Source organism: Azospirillum soli, from assembly GCF_017876165.1.
Taxonomy (GTDB): domain Bacteria; phylum Pseudomonadota; class Alphaproteobacteria; order Azospirillales; family Azospirillaceae; genus Azospirillum; species Azospirillum soli.
Map to the genome: position 1 here is coordinate 90816 of NZ_JAGINQ010000001.1, position 16830 is coordinate 107645.

Here is a 16830-nt window from a genome sequence, read left to right on the forward strand (position 1 = left end):
GCACCGTCGCTTTGCTCCGTCTATGGAACCTGCGCCATGTGAATCAGCGGGAAGGGCTTGCCCATGCCATCGAGGTCGGAACGGCCGGTCTGCGTGAAGCCGCACCGTTTGTAGAAGGCCACTGCCTCTGGGTTCTGTTCGTTGACATCGACGGTCAGCCGGCCCTTCAGCGCTTCGGCGTGTGCCAGAAGCGCCCTGCCGATGCCGCGCCCGTGATGCGCGGGAGCGACGAAGAGAGCCTCGACCTTGGCACCGTCGAGGCCCATGAAGCCAAGCGGCTCGCCGGGCGTATCCTCTACCACCCACACTTCAAGCGCGGTCAGGCAGACATCGCGGACCAGAGGCAGGAACGACTGGATCTCCTCCTCCGACAGAAAGTGATGGGTGGCCCGCACCGCGTCGAGCCAAATGGCGACGAGTTGGAGGTGATCCTCGGCGGTCTGAAGACGAATTATCATGGCCGCCGGTCTATCACACCAACGTCACCGTCGTCCCTTCGCGTGCGGCGAAGCAGTCGGGGAATTCCGCCTGGGCGGCGGCTTCGATGGCCGCCATGGCGGCGTCGTCGTGGTCGGGGTCGTGGTGGAAGAGGACAAGGCGCTTCACGCCCGCCACGCGGGCCAGCCGGACGCCCTCGGCCCAGGTGGAATGGCCCCAACCGATGCGCTGCCGCCACTCCTCCTCCGTGTAGGTGGAATCGTAGAGGACGAGGTCGGCGCCGGCGATCAGGTCCAGCACGTTCCGGTCAGGCTGGCCCGGGACATGCTCCGTGTCGGTGACATAGACGAAGGCCTTGCCCGCATACTCGATGCGGTAGCCGGTGGCGCCGTCCGGGTGGTTCAGGGGGGCGGTGCGCACCTGAATGCCGCCCTCCAGCGGGAAGCTTTGCCCCGCCGCGATCTCCACGAAGCTGATGTCGCCGCCCATGGTGCGCAGGGGCACGGGGAACAGTGGCCGTTCCATCTGACGGGCCATCACTGCCTCGATGCTCGGGTTGCCGGAGAGGTGGCCGGAGACGATGCGCAGCCCGAACCCCTTGGTGTAGGCCGGCGCGAAGAAGGGAAAGCCGCTGATGTGGTCGAGGTGCGTGTGGCTGAGCAGCAGCGTGGCCTCGGTGACACCGTCCTTCAGCCAGTGTTTGCCCAACGCGCGAATGCCGGTCCCGGCGTCGATCACGATGCGGTGGTCCCCCGCCGTCACTTCGACGCAGCTGGTGTTGCCGCCATATCCCATGTACGAGGGATTCGGGCACGGAACGGTGCCGCGCACCCCCCAGAAAGTGACCGAGAACCCCATGCGCCCCTCGCACCATGGCACCGGTTCATCAACCGGCAACATGACAGTTTAGCACGGATTCCGGGCGGTGCGGTGACGGTCGTCACAGCCTTGCGCGTCTCCAAAGAGGTGCGCGATCCCCACCCGGACGGCGAGGCACCAGTTTGAGGCGTCAGTTCGACGCCAAAATCCCCTCGACCAGCCGCCCGCAGTCCGCCCGGTTGTCGCAGCCACGACAGGCGTTGTCGGCGCAATCCAAAGCCGTCTTCAGAACGGCCAGACGGGTCAGAACGCTTTTCTTCTCTTCTTTTGAAATGACATCGGCGCACAACACGTCGTCGACGGCCTCCCGAATGACGTCGATGCCCCTTCCCGGCTCTTGCAGGCCCGTCCCGATTGCTTGCATGCGAATCACCTCATCTGGTGATGAATACCACCATATGCATGTTTCGCATTTATGTCAGGGCTGAAACATGAAGCCGGAAAACTGATATATGAACAAAGCCCAGTGCTCGGCTCAACCTCCAGGTCATACGGCCGGCGCATGAATGCTTCATGTTCGGCCGGCCGTATGCCCCTCTCGCACATGGCTGCGCCATGTGCTGCCGGGCTTTAATCGAAGGGGTTTGATGGAAACCATCAAACCCCTTCGGTATCAGACCTTGTAGGCCACGCGCAGGCCGCCCCAGTGCCGGCCACGGACGGTGATGGGGGCGGACACATCCTTCATCAGCACGAACTTTCCGCCGCCCATGTCGCGGCGGTAGGTTTGCAACAGGAACGGCTTGGTGTTGCGCCCGGCGGCCAGCCCGACGCGGTCGTTGAAGATGCGGCGGTTGCGGCAGTTCGCCGCGTTCCACACCGGATCGGAGCCCTGCGGCTGGCTGAATTTTCGGTTGTGGGTCGGCAGATAGCCGTTGGTGTCCAGCGCCACGCAGAAGACGATGCGGTCGTTCTGGCTCAACACCGGCTCCTGAACTCCCGGCAGCACGCGGTCGCAGAACTGGGTAAAGCGCGCCATGTGCTGCTGCGGGTTGGAACCGGCGATCGGCTGGTAGGCCTTGTCGAACAGGTCGGCCTCGCTGACCTCGCCACGCGCCAGCGCGTCCTCGAAGTTGGCGGAGATCTTGGAAGCCGCCTCGCGCACCAGCCGGATGAAGGGCGTGTCCACCGTCTCCACGTCCAGTTCGGCGGTGATGCCGATCAGGCGCTCGCTCATGCCCAGCAGGTTGTTCACACGGTCGCGCGCCTGCGCCAGATTCTCGCTGGACAGCTGAACGCCGACGGCGAGGTCGGTGATCTCGCGTTCCAGCTCGTCGCAGTTGACGCCGATCTCGGACGAGGCGGCGTCGATCTTGTCGGTCTCGTTGTGCAGTTCGTTCATGGCGCGGCCGACCGTCTCGATCACCGCGCCGATGGCCGTGGTCCCCTCGCTGACCGCGCGCGCCTTGCTGGCGCTGGCCGAGCTTTCGGTCATCAGCCGCTGCGCCTGGTCGTTCAGGTATTTCAGCGTGGCGTCGATCTCCGTCGTCGCCTCGCTGGTCTTTTTGGACAGGGCCTTCACTTCGTTGGCGACGACGGCGAAACCGCGCCCGGCCTCGCCCGCGCGCGCGGCCTCGATGGTGGCGTTCAGCGCCAGCAGGTTGGTCTGCTTGGCGATGGCGAAGATTTCCTTGGCGACCCGGCCGACGCGGTCCAGCGCTTCCTGAAGACCGGCGATCTGCCCTTCCATGCCGCCGACGGCGGCGACCAGCGAATGGATGTCGGCCATCGACCGCTGCACGCGGTCGTGGGAGGATTCAACCTCTTGGCGAGCCTGTTCGGTCACGTTGCGCGCCACCAGGGAGGCAGCGGAGATGCGCATCGTGCTTTGGGACATCTTGGTCCCGGTTTCACGCAGCTGGGCAAAAACATTGGCCTGATGGCCGAGACGACCATTTACGTCTTCAACGTGCCCCGCGATGTCCGCGATCTCGATGCCGAGGTTACCGGCTTCGGAGGCAATGTCCGCGATCAGATGCCCGCGGTTGCCGAGCGCACTGTCCATTTTTACCACCGTTTTTATGGTGAGAGTTTGTAGAACGCTTACTCCCCGTGGCAAGTATTGCCCGATTCTTGCAATCCTGCAACACCATAGGGGGTAAGACCACTCTCCGTCTTTCGTATGTCACGCCTTCCGGTGGAGGGTTTGCCGCTCAGCCGAAGCTGCCCCTGGCGATCCGGTTATCCAATCTCTCGTCCGCAAGCCCGGCCGGTTCCTGGTGGATGATGACTTCGGCGTTCGGAAAGGCGTCGCGCAGTTCGGTTTCGATGCGGTCGGTGATGTCGTGCGCGACAGCCACCGTCAGTTGCGGATCGAGTTCCAGGTGAAGTTCAATGAAGACGCCGGTGCCGGTGCTGCGCGTGCGCAGGTCGTGCATGCCGCGCGCGTCGGCATGGGCCTTGACCAGGGCGGCGATGCGCGCGCGATCCTCCTCCGGCAGTTCGCGGTCCATCAGGACGTTCAGCGCCTCTTTCGCCACGCCCCGCGCGCCGTGCAGCAGGAAGGCGGCGATGCCCAGGCCGAACAGAGGGTCGAAGGCGCCGATTCCGGTCCAGCCGGTCAGCAGGATGGCGGTGATGACCGCCGTGTTCATCAGCAGATCGCCGGAGTAATGCAGCCGGTCCGCCCCGACGGCGACCGATCCCGTCGCCGTGACGACATGGCGCTGGAAGGCGATCAGGCCGGCGGTCAGGACGATGGACAGAAGCATGACCCCGATACCGATCGCCCCTTCCCCGATCGGTTCGGGGCGGACGAGGCGGCGCACCGCCTCGATGGTCAGGAACAAAGCCGAGCCACCGATGAAGGCCGCCTGGGCCAGCGCTGCCAGCGCCTCCGCTTTGCCGTGGCCGAAGCGGTGGGCCCGGTCAGGCGGGCGCAGCGCCGTGCGCACCCCCAACAGGGTCACCACCGAGGCCATCAGGTCGGTGCTGGAATCGATCAATGATGACAGGATGCTGACCGAATCGGTCGTCAGATAGGCGATCAGCTTCGCCGCGATCAACGCCGTCGCCACCGCCACGCTGGCGTAGGTGGCGTGGCGGCGCAGCCGGTCGGTGTGCGCTTCGGTCATCATGATGTCTCCTCCAGCCCTTCTTGGCGGGGCCGGGGGAAGTCTTAGGGGTAAAGGCGCTCGGTCGTCCACCGCACCGGAGTTGCATCGGGGTTGCCGTCGCGGATGTAAAGGACGCGTTCGTGCAGGCGGAAGGGGCGGTCCTGCCAGAACTCAATCCGGCGGGGCAGGATGCGGAAGCCGGTCCAGTGCGGCGGGCGCGGCACATGGCCGATGGCGAACTTGGCGGCGAACTGGGCAACGCGCTTTTCCAGCTCCCACCGGCCTTCCAGCGGACGCGACTGCTGCGAGGCCCAGGCGCCGATGCGGCTTTCTCGCGGGCGGCTTTCAAAATAGGCGTCGGCCTCGGCGTCGGTGACCTGCTCCACCGCGCCTTCGACGCGCACCTGGCGCTTCAGCGTCTTCCAGTGGAAGCACAGGGCGGCGTTGGGATTGGCCAGCATCTGCTCGCCCTTGCGGCTTTCGGTGTTGGTGTAGAAGACGAATCCGCGCGGGTCGATCCCCTTCAGCAGCACCATGCGCAGGGACGGCACGCCGTTCGCGTCGGCGGTGGCCAGCGCCATGGCGTTGGGGTCGTTGGGCTCGCTTCGGCCCGCCTCCTCCATCCACTCCTGGAACAGCTCGTACGGGTCGCGGTCAGTGCTCTCACTCATGGTTGCCTCGTCTTGCCCCTTTGCGGGAAGAAATGCCGGTCACGGCTTGGTCTCAACTCACAGGCCAATTCACAGATAGCATAAGCTCGCATATATGAGTGACCGCCGAAGCGTCATCCGTCCGGCGCGGCGGCATCCAACCTTTCGCCCAAACCTATCGTAAGGCACTCTCGATGTTCGTGAAGAAGATGGTCCCGGCGGCGATGGCCATCGCCCTGCTCACGGGTTGCGCCAGCAGCGGGAAGGATCAGGCCAAGACCGAAGGCGGCGTGATCGGCGGCAGCATCGCCTCGCAGTACGGCACCGGCAACCCGAAGCTGGCGTCGCTGGGCGTGGGCCCGCTGCTCGGCGCTTTCATCAGCAAGGACGTCGTCGCCGGTCTCGACAAGTCCGACCAGGCGCAGGCCGAGGTCGCGGCGCGCCGCGCCTATGGCGGGCTGATCGGCGAGAAGGCCGGCTGGACCAACCCGCAGACGGGCAACTCCGGCACGATCACCTCGATCCGCGACGGCTACAACAACGCCGGCCAGTATTGCCGGGAGTATCAGCAGACCGTGACCGTCAAGGGCACCACGGAGTTGGCATACGGAACCGCTTGCAAACAGCCCGACGGTACGTGGAAGATCGTCGCCAATTCGTAACCATCAGTCTCCGGTTTCCGGGGTGGGAAGTCCTTGTCCGTGTCCAGCACGCGCGATCCGTATCACATCCTCGGCCTCAGCCGCTCGGCGAGTTCCGACGACATCAAAAAGGCGTATCGCAAGCTCGCCAAGGAACACCACCCCGACCTGAAACCGGGGAACGCCGCCAACGAAGAGCGCTTCAAGGAGATCTCGGCCGCCTACACGCTGCTGTCCGATCCCGAGAAGCGCGCCCGCTTCGACCGTGGCGAGATCGACGCCTCCGGCCAGGAGCGGCACCACGGATTCGGCGGCCGGGGCCACGCCTATTCCAACCGCGGCCGGGCCTACAGCAACGCCGACGATTCCTTCTTCGGAGGGGGCGGCGGCGGTGACGACTGGTTCTCCGACCTGTTCGGCGGCGGCCGGCGGCGCGGCAGCGGCGGGACCGGCGGATCGTCGTCGGGCGGGCCGAAGGCGCGCGGCACGGACATCTCTTATTCCGTCACGGTGTCCTTCATCGACGCCGCGCAGGGTGCAAAGCGCCGCATCAACCTGTCCAGCGGCAAGAGCATCGACGTCACCATCCCGCCGGGGACGGAGGACCAGCAGAAGCTGCGCCTGAAGGGCCAGGGCCTGCCGGGTATGGGCGGCCTGCCGGCCGGCGACGCCATCATCGAAGTTCACGTCGAGGCGCACCCCTTCTTCACCCGCCAGGACGGCGACATCCACGTCGAGGTGCCGATCACGCTGAACGAGGCGGTTCTCGGCGCCACCATCCGCGTGCCGACGGTCAGCGGTCCGGTTGCCGTGAAGGTGCCGCCGGGGTCCAACACCGGCTCCACCCTGCGGCTGCGCGGCAAAGGCGTGGTCAACCAGAAGACCAAGCAGGCCGGCGACCAGTATGTGAAGCTGAAGGTCGTCCTTCCCGACCCGCCCGACGCGGAGCTGGTGAAGTTCGTCGAGGAATGGGCCAAGACGCGCAGCTACGACGTGCGCCGGAAGGCGGGGCTGGAATAATCCCCTCCCCCGCCGCCGGTGTCAAAGAAAAGGCCGAGCCCGAAAGCGGTTGATGCGGTCGCCGCATGCATTCATCAATTGTCGCGAATTGCCGGAAACGGCCTTCGCACATGCCGTAGGATGCCATGCCGCAGATTCCGAAAAAGGTACTTGTCGCCCTTGCCGCTATTGCCGCGCTTCTGCTTGGCTGGTTTGCCTTCGCGGCGTGGTCCGACTATTCCCGCAAAAGCGCGGAGGAGCCCGCGACCTACAGCGACTTCGTCGCGGCGGTCGAACGGGGCGAGGTCGCCTCGGTCATGTTCGGCGACGGGGCCGCGCATGTGACGACGGCGGACGGCAAGCGCCTGCGCGTCATCGGGCCGGTGTCGGACGACCTGCTGAAGGAGCTGCGTGGGCGCAAGGTCGCCATCTCCTTCGACGACGGGCCGGGCGGGCTGGTGCCGCAGACCGTGACGGTGCTGGACAAGCTGGCTCCCTTCCTTGTGATCGGCCTGCTGATCGGCGCGCTGCTGCTGAGCGGCGGGCAGTTCATGGGCATGGGCCGGGCTACCCGAGTCCGCCCGCGTGACACCCGCACGGTGTTCGCCGATGTGGCCGGCGTGGACGAGGCCAAGGAGGAACTGCGCGAGACCGTGGAGTTCCTGCGCGACCCGCGCCGCTTCGCCATGGCCGGCGCCCGCGTGCCGAAGGGCATCCTGCTGGTCGGCCCGCCGGGCACCGGCAAGACCATGCTGGCGAAGGCGGCGGCGGGCGAGGCGGGCGTGCCCTTCTTCACCGCGTCGGGGTCGGATTTCGTTGAGATGTTCGTCGGGCTGGGCGCGGCACGCGTGCGCAACGTCTTCAAGACGGCGCGGGCCAACGCCCCCTGCCTGCTGTTCATCGACGAGGTGGACGCGCTGGCCGGCAAGCGCGGCGAGTCCAACTCCCACTCCGAGCGCGAGCAGACCCTGAACCAGTTGCTGGTCGAAATGGACGGCATCGTGGACAGCGGCGACGTGGTGGTGATCGCCGCCACGAACCGGGCCGAGATGCTGGACCCCGCCGTAACCCGGCCGGGCCGCTTCGACCGCCACATCCACGTCGGCCTGCCCGACGTGGCGGGGCGCGAGGCCATCCTGGGCGTGCACGCCGGCCGGCTGCAACTGGCCCCGGACGCCAGCATGCGGACGGTGGCGCGCGGCACGCCGGGCTTCTCCGGCGCGGAACTCGCCAACCTGACCAACGAGGCGGCGCTGTCGGCGGCGCGCAACGGGCGCGTGGTCGTCACCATGGCCGACTTCGAAGCGGCCAAGGACCGCGTGCTCCTGGGCAACGAGCGGCGCAGCCTCGCCCTGTCCGACCACGAGCGGCGCCTGACCGCCTACCACGAGGCCGGGCACGCGCTGGTCTCCATCCGCTGCCCGGAGGCCGACCCGATCCACAAGGCCACCATCATCCCGCGCGGCCGGGCGCTGGGCATGGTCGTCCGGCTGCCGGAAGGCGACCGCGTGTCGGTGTCGCGGGCCAAGCTGGAGGCCGACATCGCCGTCGCCATGGCCGGCCGCGCGGCGGAGGAGCTGATCTTCGGCCCGGACGCCGTGACCACCGGGGCGGAGGCCGACTTCCGCGCCGCCACCGACATGGCGCGCCGCATGGTCACCGCCTGGGGCATGAGCGAGGCCATCGGCTTCGTCGCCCACGCCGGCAACGACCCGGCGGCCGTGCGGTCGGAGCGCACCGCCTGGCGCATCGACGAGGAAATCCGCCGCATCACGGACGAGGGCATGGAGCACGCCCGCCGCATCCTGGCGACCGACCGCAAGGCGCTGGAAAGCATCGCCACCGCCCTGCTGGAATTCGAAACGCTGAGCGGGGCCGAGATCGGCGAGCTGGCCGGCGACGCGCAGGAGATTGAACGCGCCACCGAAGCGGCGTAGGGCGGCAAGCGTCTCGACGGTTGAATGAAGATCCTCTAATTTCCCCGTAGGATTTTTCTCAAATTGACGGGGAAAGGATGAGCGGCATGGCGGCGGTCACGATCGTGGTGGTCGAGGACGAGGCCTCGCTTCGCCGTGACATGGTCGAGTATCTGCGGGGCTGCGGCTTCGATGCTGTGCCCGCGAAGGACGGCCGCGAGCTTGACGACTGTCTTGCGGCCAAGGCGGCGTCGGTGGTCATCCTCGACGTTAACCTGCCGGGGGAGGATGGCTTCAAGATCGCCTCCCGCCTGCGTGAGACGCCCGGCATCGGCATCATCATGGTGACCGCGCGCGGCTCCACCGTGGACCGGGTCGTGGGGCTGGAGATCGGCGCGGACGCCTATCTCGTGAAGCCGGTCGAGATGCGGGAGCTTGAGGCGCAGGTGAAGGCGTTGCTGCGCCGGCTGGAGAGCATAGCGGCGCCCCCCTGTGCGCCGGCCGTCACCGCGCCGGCCGTTGCGGGCGTCGGAGCCTCCGGGGATGAGGCGGGCTGGGTTCTGGACGCCACCGACTGGCTGCTGACCAGCCCCGTGGGTGTCCGGATCAGCCTGACCAGCATGGAGATGAAACTGGCCTCGCTGCTCGCCGCGCAGGCGCGTCAGCCGGCAACACGGGACCAGATCTCGATGGCGCTCTACGGCCGGCGCTGGAACCCCGACGACCGCTCCATCGACACCGTGGTCGGGCGGTTGCGGCACAAGATCGAAGGGGCGATCGGCGGACCGGCGCCGCTGAAGTCGGTGCACGGGGTGGGGTATGTGTTCTCGGCCCCGGTGAGGGTGGTGTAGAGCTTTTGCTCACTCTTCCAGCGTCATTCCCACGAGGGGTTGCGGGGTCCCGATCGGCAGCGCGATGCGGAAGGTCGTGCCCTGCCCGACCACGCTGTTCACGGTGACGGCGCCGTCGTGCAGTTGAACGATCTGCTGGACAGTTTGCAGACCGATGCCCGTTCCCGGCACATCGGTCGAAGCGGCACCCCGGAAGAATCGGTCGAACAGGCGGGGAAGCTCGCTTTCCGGGATGCCGCGCCCACGGTCGGCGACCTCCACCACCGCCATGGCGCCGTCGGTGCCACCCCGGATGGTGACGGCCGCGTCACCGTCCGCGTATTTGACGGCGTTGCTGAGCAGATTGCCGAACAGCATCCCCAGCAGATGCCCGTCCGCCGCCATGATCGGCGGCAGTCCATCGAGGTCGAGGTGGAAGGCACTGCCGGGATAGGCGGCGCGGAAGGGCTCCACCGCGACGCGCAGAAGGCCGGCGAGGTCGACGTCGCTGCGGTTCAGGGACAGGGTGCCCTTCCGGATCCGCTCGTCGGTCAGGTGGGAATCGATCAGGCCGGTCAGGCGCTGCACGCTTCCCCGGATGACGCCGAGGCGGTCCAACGATTCCGGATCGACGCGTTCGGCCCGCAACGCCAGCATCTGGGCGGCGCTGTCGATGATGGCGAGCGGCGTGCGGAATTCGTGGCTGACCATGCCGACGAAGCGGCGCTGCTGCTCGCGGGCGGCCAGTTCGGCCTCCAGCGCGCGCTCCACCCGCTCCTTGGCGGCGACCAGAGCGGCCTGGTTGGCGGCCAGTTCAGCGGTGCGCTCCTCGACGCGCCGTTCCAGGGACTGGTTCAGCGCGATCAGGCCCTCGTAGAGGCAGACGTTGTCGAAGCCGCTCGCGACGCGGTTGCAGAAGAGTTCGAGCAGGCGGTGGTCGTCCTCGCCGTAGGGCTCCGGGCGTTCCAGGGCGAAGACGGTGGTGCCGTGCTCGCGCGTGCGGAAGGCCAGAACGCAGCGGTCGGGGCCGAATGCGCTGCGCTGGCTCTCGAAGGCGGTGAGGATGGCGGCGGTCAGGTCGGGGGACAGCGCGCCGGCCGAGGGCTGTCCTATGAGCCGGGCGAAACGGCCGGAGCCGGCGATTACGGTGGGGCGGCCTCTCCCGTCGCCGCAATCCATCATGCGGCAGGCGAGCACCGCGCCCCCGGCGTGGTCCACGACCTTGGAGAACTGGTCCACCAGCCCTTCCACCAGCGTGCGCATGGAGCGTGTTTCGAACAGCGGGGCTGAGGCGGTCAGGATGCGCTCCAACCCCTGGCGGTGCCGTTCGATGGCCACGATGTCGCGCCACGCCCGGAACGCGCTGACCAGCGTGGTGAAGAGGCGCTGCGCGGTCAGCTCGCTCTTGGATTTGTAGTCGTTGATGTCGTAGGCGACGACCACGTCGCGTTCCGGCGCCTGCCCCGGCTGGCCGGTGCGCAGGATGATGCGCATGCGGCGGTTGCCGAGTTCCTCCCGGATGTGGTGGACGAGGCGCAGGCCGGCATCATCCGTTTCCATCACCACATCGAGCAGAGCCACGGGGATGTCAGGCCGAGCCGCGAGGATGACCCGCGCCGAGGCGGCGGATAACGCGCTGATGACCTCGAACCGGCGGCCATCGAATTCGAAGTCGCGCAGCAGCACCTCGGTCATGGTGTGGATCTGCGGGTCGTCGTCCACCACCAGAACGCGCCAGGGTTCCGCCGTTGGGGCTGAGCAAGGCGCCTCGTCAAGGTCAGCGTCGTCAACGCCGTTTTCGGGGCCGAACAGAAGCTCGTCGTCAAGCCGTTCGTCCCGAACCTCGCCCATCCGACCCTCCCTCTGAGCATCAGCCCGTCACAAATTGTCTGATATCGCGACATTCCGCCGGAAATGGTTGCGGATTGCCGCCGATCCTCATCAATGATGCATACCCTGGTATTGCAATGCCACCTAAGCTCTTCTGAGACGAGAGAGCGGAGGACGCCATGGAACGAGGGGACCTGACGGCCGGGCGGTACGACAAGGTACGCCAACTCCTCTCCCGTCTCGACCGCAAAACGCGGGCGCGGCTGTTCGACGAACTGGTGGCCCAGCCCACCAAGGCCGCCTCCCCCACGTCGCCAATGATGGCCATGCTGCTGGATGTGCTCACCGGCCGGCGCCGGTCGCACGCGCGGCGGCTGTGGACCCGCTGGCTGGAGCCGGTGATGGTTCGCGACCGGGCGCTGCTGTCCGTGCGCACGCCCCTGCCCGGCTGCATCCGCCTTGCCGACGCCGCCGGATGGTGGGTGGCGCTGTCCCGGCGCATGGGCGATACCCCGGCCGACATCCAGGACCGCATGGAGGAATGCGCGGCCTCGGCCCCGCTCGACCGGGTTCTGGCGTCGGAGGAGGCGGAACGCTGGTCGGAGACGCTGCGGTGCAAATCACTGGCTGCCCTGGAGGCTCTGCACGACGATCCGACCGAGCGGGTGGCGGTCCTCGCCGAGGCGAACGCGGAACGGGCCCGCATGGCGCCGAACGGGGTTCCGGCCCGGCCGCTCGACGCCTCGGACCTGCTGACGCTGACGGCGGCCCTGCGCGCCGGCCCCGACCTGCGCCGTCTGGGCGGGGCGGCGCAGAGCATGGACATCGACCGGCTGATCGCCCTTGTCCGCGACGCGCTGACCGGCTGCGGCGCGCCCCCCGACGCCATGGCCTTGTTCGCGGTGGCCGGCCTCTACGCGCGGCGCGATCCGGTGCTGGGCGCCGCCCTGCGCGCCCTTATGCCCCTACCCCTGGTGGAGAATGCGGTGACCGCGCTGGATGCGTTCGGCGTCGGCGGTCAAGGCACGGCGTCCGAGGTTCGGTCCCTGCCCGCAGCGCCGGCGACCGGGCTGGATCGCGGGTTGATGGCGCTGTTCGACGCGGCGTCGGACTCCGGGCGCCCATTGTCGCCGGACGACGCCAAACGGCTTGGCCGGGCGCTGGCCGGGGTGGTCGATAGCCCGGCGCCGACGCGTCTTTGACGCATACATGCACATTCGTCTCAAATCCCGAATTGCTTTGTGGACGATCGGTTCATGGTCAGCCACAGTGGGCCGCTTTCGAACGAGAACACGGTCCGGGGTTTCGACGCGATGCAGGTTTTGATCGCTGAAGACACGCTCCTGATGCGGAGCATGCTGGAGGAATGGATCACCTCCATGGGCCACACGGTCCTGCTGGCGAAGGACGGTGAAGAGGCGGTGGAACTGGCGGCGCGCGAGCCCTTCGACATCGCGGTCATCGACTGGGAAATGCCCAAGCGGAACGGGATGGAGGTGGTGAACCGCCTGCGCGCCGTCGCGCGCACCGCCTACAGCCACATCATTCTGATCACCGCCCATGACGAGGCGAGCCGTCTGATTTCCGCGCTGGAAGGCGGGGCCGACGACTTCATCCACAAGCCGATCAACCCCGCCGAACTGATGGCCCGGCTGCGCGCCGGCGCCCGCATCGTGGAGATGCGGCAGGAGATCCTGCGGCTTGCCAACACCGACCCGCTGACCGGCGCGCTGAACCGCCGCGCCTTCTTCGATCGCGGCGAGGAGTTCCTGGCGCGCGCAAGGCGGACGGGAATACCCTTTTCCGTCGTCGTGTCGGACATCGACCATTTCAAGCGGATCAACGACACACACGGACACGCGGCCGGAGACGAAGCCTTGCGGCGCTTCGCGGCGACCTGCCGGGCCGCCGTTCGCCCCTTCGACGCGCTGGGCCGCATGGGTGGTGAGGAGTTCGCGCTGCTGCTGCCGGACATGGCATTGCGTGACGCGCGATGCGCCGCAGAACGGCTGCGAACCGCCGTGGCCGACGTCTTGGTCGAGTCGGGCGAGGCGTCCTTTGCCATGACGGTCAGCTTGGGGGCCGCGCAGGTTCGGGCCGACGCCACCAGCATCGAGCCCGCGCTGGCCGCCGCCGACGCCGCGTTGTACCGCGCCAAGGCGGCCGGACGGAATAGGGTGGAGTTGGCGGAATAAGCACCGCCTGTGGCGTGTTCCACAGCGGGAGGCACGGTGGCGGGGATAGGCTTGCCGCAAAACCCCAAGCCGCCGTGCTCCAACCCACTGTTATGGTGATTGCCATGCGCCGTCCGTCATCCGCCCGCAAACCCGCCGAATTGGCCTTGGTGTCGTCCGGCACGGCACCGCGCCAAGAACCGGAAACCGCCGAGAAGCTGCCGCTGCACGACCACAGCTGCCCGCGCCGCGAGGTCGCCGTTCTGGGCGAGGTGGACAGCGGTTTCCGCTGGGAATACGCCTGCCCCCCGGCTTGACGGCCCAGGTCTTGACGGCCGCCGTCCCTTTCCTATATCCGAGGCGCCTTCCCGTGAGGACGACCTCACCACGATGCAAGGGAGACTGGCGGGGACGACCCTGCCTCCATGATTTCGGAGGTGCCCTATGGCTTGGGTCATTCTGTTCTTCGCCGGTCTGTTCGAGGTTGGCTGGGCCATCGGCCTGAAGCAGACGGAAGGCTTCACCCGCCTCGTCCCCACTGTCCTTACCGTGATTTCCATGGTGATCAGCCTCGGCCTGCTGGGGCTGGCGCTGAAGAGCCTGCCGCTCGGCACAGCCTACGCGGTGTGGACCGGCATCGGCACGGTCGGCACGGTGCTGCTGGGAATACTGCTGTACGGTGAGTCGTCGGACGTGATCCGGCTGGCCTGCATCGGGCTGATCATGGCCGGAATCGTCGGGCTGAAGCTGGTCACACCGTAAAATCGGCGGTTCACTCGGCCCGCGCTGCGGCGGCGCGGGCCGCGTAGCCAATCCCGCCGACCACCGCCAACCCAGCCAGGAAGGCGAAGCCGCGCGCCGCCTTTCCCGTGGTGGTCAGGGATAGGTGCCGTTCCTGGTCGATGAAGCGGCCGCGCGTGCGGTGCAGGCTGTCCACGGGATGGAACAGGTTGTCCGGGCGGCCGGGGGTTTCCGGTTCGTTGGTTTCCTGGCCTTCGAAAGCCATGGTGGCGACCCGGCGGTCGGCGAAGGCCGGCATGGCCTGGGTGCCGAGAATCGCCTCCGCCGTCGAGTAGCCCAGCCAGTATTCGCGCCTGGGCGCCTCGGCGGCGTTGACAATGGCGAGGCCGATGTCCTCCGGGCTGTAGATGGTGCCGACCGGCTTGGCCCGGCGCGGCATGTGGCTGCGCGCCCAGTCGAACTGCGGTGTGTTGACCGCCGGCAAGTGCACCATGGTCAGCTGCACGTCGCTGCCGTCGTGGATCAGTTCGGCGCGCAGGCTGTCGATGAAGCCCCGGATCGCCGCCTTGGCCCCGCAATAGGCCGCCTGCAAGGGAATGGAGCGGTAGGCCAGCGCGGAGCCGACCTGAAGGATCGTGCCCCGGTTGCGCGGGGCCATGTGGTGCAGGGCCGCCATCGTGCCATAGGCCGAACCGAGGTAGGTGACCTCCGTCACGCGCCGCAATTCGTCCGGCGACAGGTCGCCGACGCGCCCGAACACCGTCACCATCGCGTTGTTCACCCACACGTCGATGGGGCCGAGCGTCCGTTCCACCGTGTCGGCCGCCGCGAACACGGCATCGGCATCGGCCACGTCGGCCGGAATGATCTCCGGCCGGCCGCCGAGCCGTTCGACCTCCGCCGCGACCTCCTGCAAGGCATCGCGGGAGCGGGCGATCAGACCAACGGCCGCTCCCCAGCGTTGGGCGAAGGCCAGCGCCGTGGCGCGGCCGACACCCGCCGAGGCTCCGGTAACGACGACAACGGGACGGTGCTGAAAACGGTGATGGGCCACGGGGCGGCGGGCCATGGGCGGCCTCTTTGCAAGTTGGATTCGTGTTCCAAACCCGCGCGCCGCCCCCCGGTTCCGTTAGGGGGCTTCGACGATCTCGAAGTCGTGGGTGATCTTGGCCGTAGCGCCCAGCATGATCGACGCGGAGCAGTACTTTTCCGCCGACAGGGCAATGGCGCGCTCGACCTTGCCGGGATCGAGGTTGCGGCCGGTCACGACGAAATGGACATGGATCCTGGTGAAGACCTTGGGGTCGGTGTCGGCGCGCTCCGCCTCGATCTCCGCCACGCAGTCGGTGATGGCCTGACGGCCCTTTTCAAGGATCATCACCACGTCAAAGGACGTGCAGCCGCCCATGCCGATCAACAGCATTTCCATCGGACGAATGCCGAGGTTGCGTCCACCGGCCTCCGGCGCGCCGTCCATCACCACGGCATGGCCGCTGCCGGACTCACCGACGAACATCCGGCCGTCAACCCACTTCACGCGCGCCTTCATGGCGGTTCTCCACAGTCAAAACGATAGCGTTGGCAAGGCGCGCTAGCGGCGGCGGCGGACGACCGCAATCGCCCCGGCCCCCAGAACACCAACGAAGCAAACCGTCGCCGTCATTGATTTCATCACCGTCGCGACCGATGCGAATCCAACAAGCGCGCCACTTTCCTGCGGAAAGGACAGCAGCATGGCGGCGACGGAAATATTTTCGGCGTAATCGAGTGCAGCCATTCCGGCGGCAAGCCATGCTAGCGCGCGCAAGCGCGTCGAGTCCAAGTTTGCCCATCGCAGAAGGGTCAACCAGATGCCGGCCAAGGACAGGGCCATCAGAGCCGGATAAGCGAAATCCAACGGCAGTTGGCGGAAAAGGTAATAGTGCCGCCCATCAGGCCCAAGGCGGTCGAGCAGCGCGTGGGCGTAGGCGGCGTCGTAACCCAGCGGGGTCACATCGAACATGGTGAGACCGCCGCCACGGGCGGTCAGTTCCGGGAGAGTAACCCCGACCATGACGCCGTAAACAGCCAGCGCCGCCATCAGAAGCGCGGCCAGCCGCCACCCGGACAGCCACGGCCTTTCGACCTTGGCGGTCGGCGATGACACGGTAGCGGTAGGGGCGGACATCGTTTCTGGCGCCTTCAGCATCGGGCGAGCACGGGAAGGACGCTCACTCTTCCAGCGGATGGCAGGGCTTGCAGACGGTCGGCCAGGGCTCGCCCAGATCCTCCACCCAGCAGCACCATCCCGAACCGTCCAGGCGGACGCAGCCGCCGCCGGCGAAGTGCAGCACGACCCCGCCCTGCACCGCTTCCAGCGACAGGAGTTCGAGGATCTGCGTACGGTCCTTGAGATCGATGTCCTTGATCTTGACCGCCGTCACCCCCTCGATCCGCACGCCGCAATGGGTGCGCTCGAAGGGTGTGAGGTGGTCGTCGTCGGCCGAGGGGCCGGGTCGCGGCTGGTCGGCGGTCTCCCACTTGAAGCGGTTGACCACCAGCACGAACCGCCTCTCGTCCGGCAGGTAACACATATCGCCGATGGGGACGATGGCGTCCTGGAGGCATGCGGAGACGACCTTCAGGTCTTCCTCGTCCTGGGCGCGCAGTCTGATCGGCGATGCGGTCATGGGCTTC

The 16830-nt window shown here is 67.4% G+C and carries 20 protein-coding genes; 9 read left to right on the top strand and 11 right to left on the bottom strand.

The genetic code is table 11. The features are described from left to right. Positions 1–20: 20 nt before the first annotated feature. The 4 genes from J2852_RS00435 to J2852_RS00450 form a co-directional block, all read right to left on the bottom strand. Entirely contained in the window at positions 21–458 is a 438-nt protein-coding gene (locus tag J2852_RS00435) for an acetyltransferase (RefSeq protein ID WP_209869274.1), read from the bottom strand. A 13-nt stretch (positions 459–471) separates the two neighbouring features. Then, a complete protein-coding gene (locus tag J2852_RS00440; RefSeq protein ID WP_209869278.1) occupies positions 472–1296 on the bottom strand; it encodes an MBL fold metallo-hydrolase in 825 nt (274 codons plus the stop codon). 151 nt (positions 1297–1447) lie between these two features. Continuing rightward, positions 1448–1690, bottom strand: a complete 243-nt coding sequence (locus tag J2852_RS00445; protein WP_209869281.1) for a hypothetical protein — start codon at positions 1688–1690, stop codon at positions 1448–1450. Positions 1691–1930: 240 nt separating this feature from the next. Continuing rightward, positions 1931–3103 carry a methyl-accepting chemotaxis protein gene (locus J2852_RS00450; RefSeq protein WP_343206642.1) on the bottom strand — a complete coding sequence of 391 codons (1173 nt, stop codon included), beginning with the start codon at positions 3101–3103 and terminating at the stop codon, positions 1931–1933. Between J2852_RS00450 and J2852_RS31345 the strand changes: the two genes are divergently transcribed. Continuing rightward, a complete protein-coding gene (locus J2852_RS31345) occupies positions 3083–3355 on the top strand; it encodes a hypothetical protein (protein WP_246499279.1) in 273 nt (90 codons plus the stop codon). The genes J2852_RS00450 and J2852_RS31345 overlap by 21 nt on opposite strands. 115 nt (positions 3356–3470) lie before the next feature. Here J2852_RS31345 and J2852_RS00455 read toward each other — a convergent pair whose 3' ends face one another. Both J2852_RS00455 and pdxH read right to left on the bottom strand, forming a co-directional pair. Beyond that, positions 3471–4394, bottom strand: a complete 924-nt coding sequence (locus tag J2852_RS00455; protein WP_425514341.1) for a cation diffusion facilitator family transporter — start codon at positions 4392–4394, stop codon at positions 3471–3473. Between the two features lie 41 nt (positions 4395–4435). Then, positions 4436–5044 carry a pyridoxamine 5'-phosphate oxidase gene (pdxH, locus tag J2852_RS00460; protein ID WP_209869287.1) on the bottom strand — a complete coding sequence of 203 codons (609 nt, stop codon included), beginning with the start codon at positions 5042–5044 and terminating at the stop codon, positions 4436–4438. A gap of 173 nt (positions 5045–5217) precedes the next feature. Here pdxH and J2852_RS00465 point away from each other — a divergent pair, with 173 nt between their 5' ends. The 4 genes from J2852_RS00465 to J2852_RS00480 all read left to right on the top strand — a co-directional run bounded on the left by J2852_RS00465 (position 5218) and on the right by J2852_RS00480 (position 9430). Further along, positions 5218–5685, top strand: a complete 468-nt coding sequence (locus tag J2852_RS00465; protein ID WP_209869290.1) for an RT0821/Lpp0805 family surface protein — start codon at positions 5218–5220, stop codon at positions 5683–5685. 33 nt (positions 5686–5718) lie between these two features. Then, a complete protein-coding gene (locus J2852_RS00470) occupies positions 5719–6684 on the top strand; it encodes a DnaJ C-terminal domain-containing protein (RefSeq protein ID WP_211112053.1) in 966 nt (321 codons plus the stop codon). A gap of 125 nt (positions 6685–6809) precedes the next feature. Beyond that, positions 6810–8600: an ATP-dependent zinc metalloprotease FtsH gene (ftsH, locus tag J2852_RS00475; RefSeq protein WP_209869296.1), complete on the top strand. Its 1791-nt coding sequence runs from the start codon at positions 6810–6812 to the stop codon at positions 8598–8600. An 86-nt stretch (positions 8601–8686) separates the two neighbouring features. Beyond that, entirely contained in the window at positions 8687–9430 is a 744-nt protein-coding gene (locus tag J2852_RS00480; protein ID WP_209869299.1) for a response regulator transcription factor, read from the top strand. Between the two features lie 9 nt (positions 9431–9439). Here the strand turns inward: J2852_RS00480 and J2852_RS00485 are convergent, their stop codons facing one another. After that, positions 9440–11260, bottom strand: coding sequence for an ATP-binding response regulator (locus J2852_RS00485; protein WP_209869301.1), 1821 nt, complete (start codon positions 11258–11260; stop codon positions 9440–9442). A 158-nt stretch (positions 11261–11418) separates the two neighbouring features. Here J2852_RS00485 and J2852_RS00490 point away from each other — a divergent pair, with 158 nt between their 5' ends. The 4 genes from J2852_RS00490 to sugE all read left to right on the top strand — a co-directional run bounded on the left by J2852_RS00490 (position 11419) and on the right by sugE (position 14175). Then, the gene (locus tag J2852_RS00490) at positions 11419–12441 is read left to right on the top strand and encodes a hypothetical protein (RefSeq protein WP_209869304.1); all 1023 of its coding nucleotides are present in this window, start codon (positions 11419–11421) and stop codon (positions 12439–12441) included. Between the two features lie 54 nt (positions 12442–12495). After that, positions 12496–13434: a GGDEF domain-containing response regulator gene (locus J2852_RS00495; RefSeq protein ID WP_209869307.1), complete on the top strand. Its 939-nt coding sequence runs from the start codon at positions 12496–12498 to the stop codon at positions 13432–13434. Between the two features lie 104 nt (positions 13435–13538). Further along, positions 13539–13730, top strand: coding sequence for a hypothetical protein (locus tag J2852_RS00500; RefSeq protein ID WP_209869310.1), 192 nt, complete (start codon positions 13539–13541; stop codon positions 13728–13730). A gap of 127 nt (positions 13731–13857) precedes the next feature. Further along, positions 13858–14175: a quaternary ammonium compound efflux SMR transporter SugE gene (sugE, locus tag J2852_RS00505; protein ID WP_209869312.1), complete on the top strand. Its 318-nt coding sequence runs from the start codon at positions 13858–13860 to the stop codon at positions 14173–14175. 10 nt (positions 14176–14185) lie between these two features. Here the strand turns inward: sugE and J2852_RS00510 are convergent, their stop codons facing one another. From J2852_RS00510 to J2852_RS00525, 4 genes are read right to left on the bottom strand one after another with little or no spacing between them, the layout of a single operon-like run. Next, on the bottom strand, positions 14186–15223 hold the full coding sequence (locus J2852_RS00510) for an SDR family oxidoreductase (protein WP_209869314.1): 1038 nt from the start codon (positions 15221–15223) through the stop codon (positions 14186–14188). A 60-nt stretch (positions 15224–15283) separates the two neighbouring features. Continuing rightward, positions 15284–15703: an OsmC family protein gene (locus J2852_RS00515; RefSeq protein WP_209869317.1), complete on the bottom strand. Its 420-nt coding sequence runs from the start codon at positions 15701–15703 to the stop codon at positions 15284–15286. A gap of 42 nt (positions 15704–15745) precedes the next feature. Next, positions 15746–16342, bottom strand: coding sequence for a hypothetical protein (locus tag J2852_RS00520; protein ID WP_209869320.1), 597 nt, complete (start codon positions 16340–16342; stop codon positions 15746–15748). 22 nt (positions 16343–16364) lie between these two features. Then, positions 16365–16823, bottom strand: coding sequence for a DUF2948 family protein (locus J2852_RS00525; protein ID WP_209869323.1), 459 nt, complete (start codon positions 16821–16823; stop codon positions 16365–16367). Between the last annotated feature and the right edge of the window lie 7 nt (positions 16824–16830).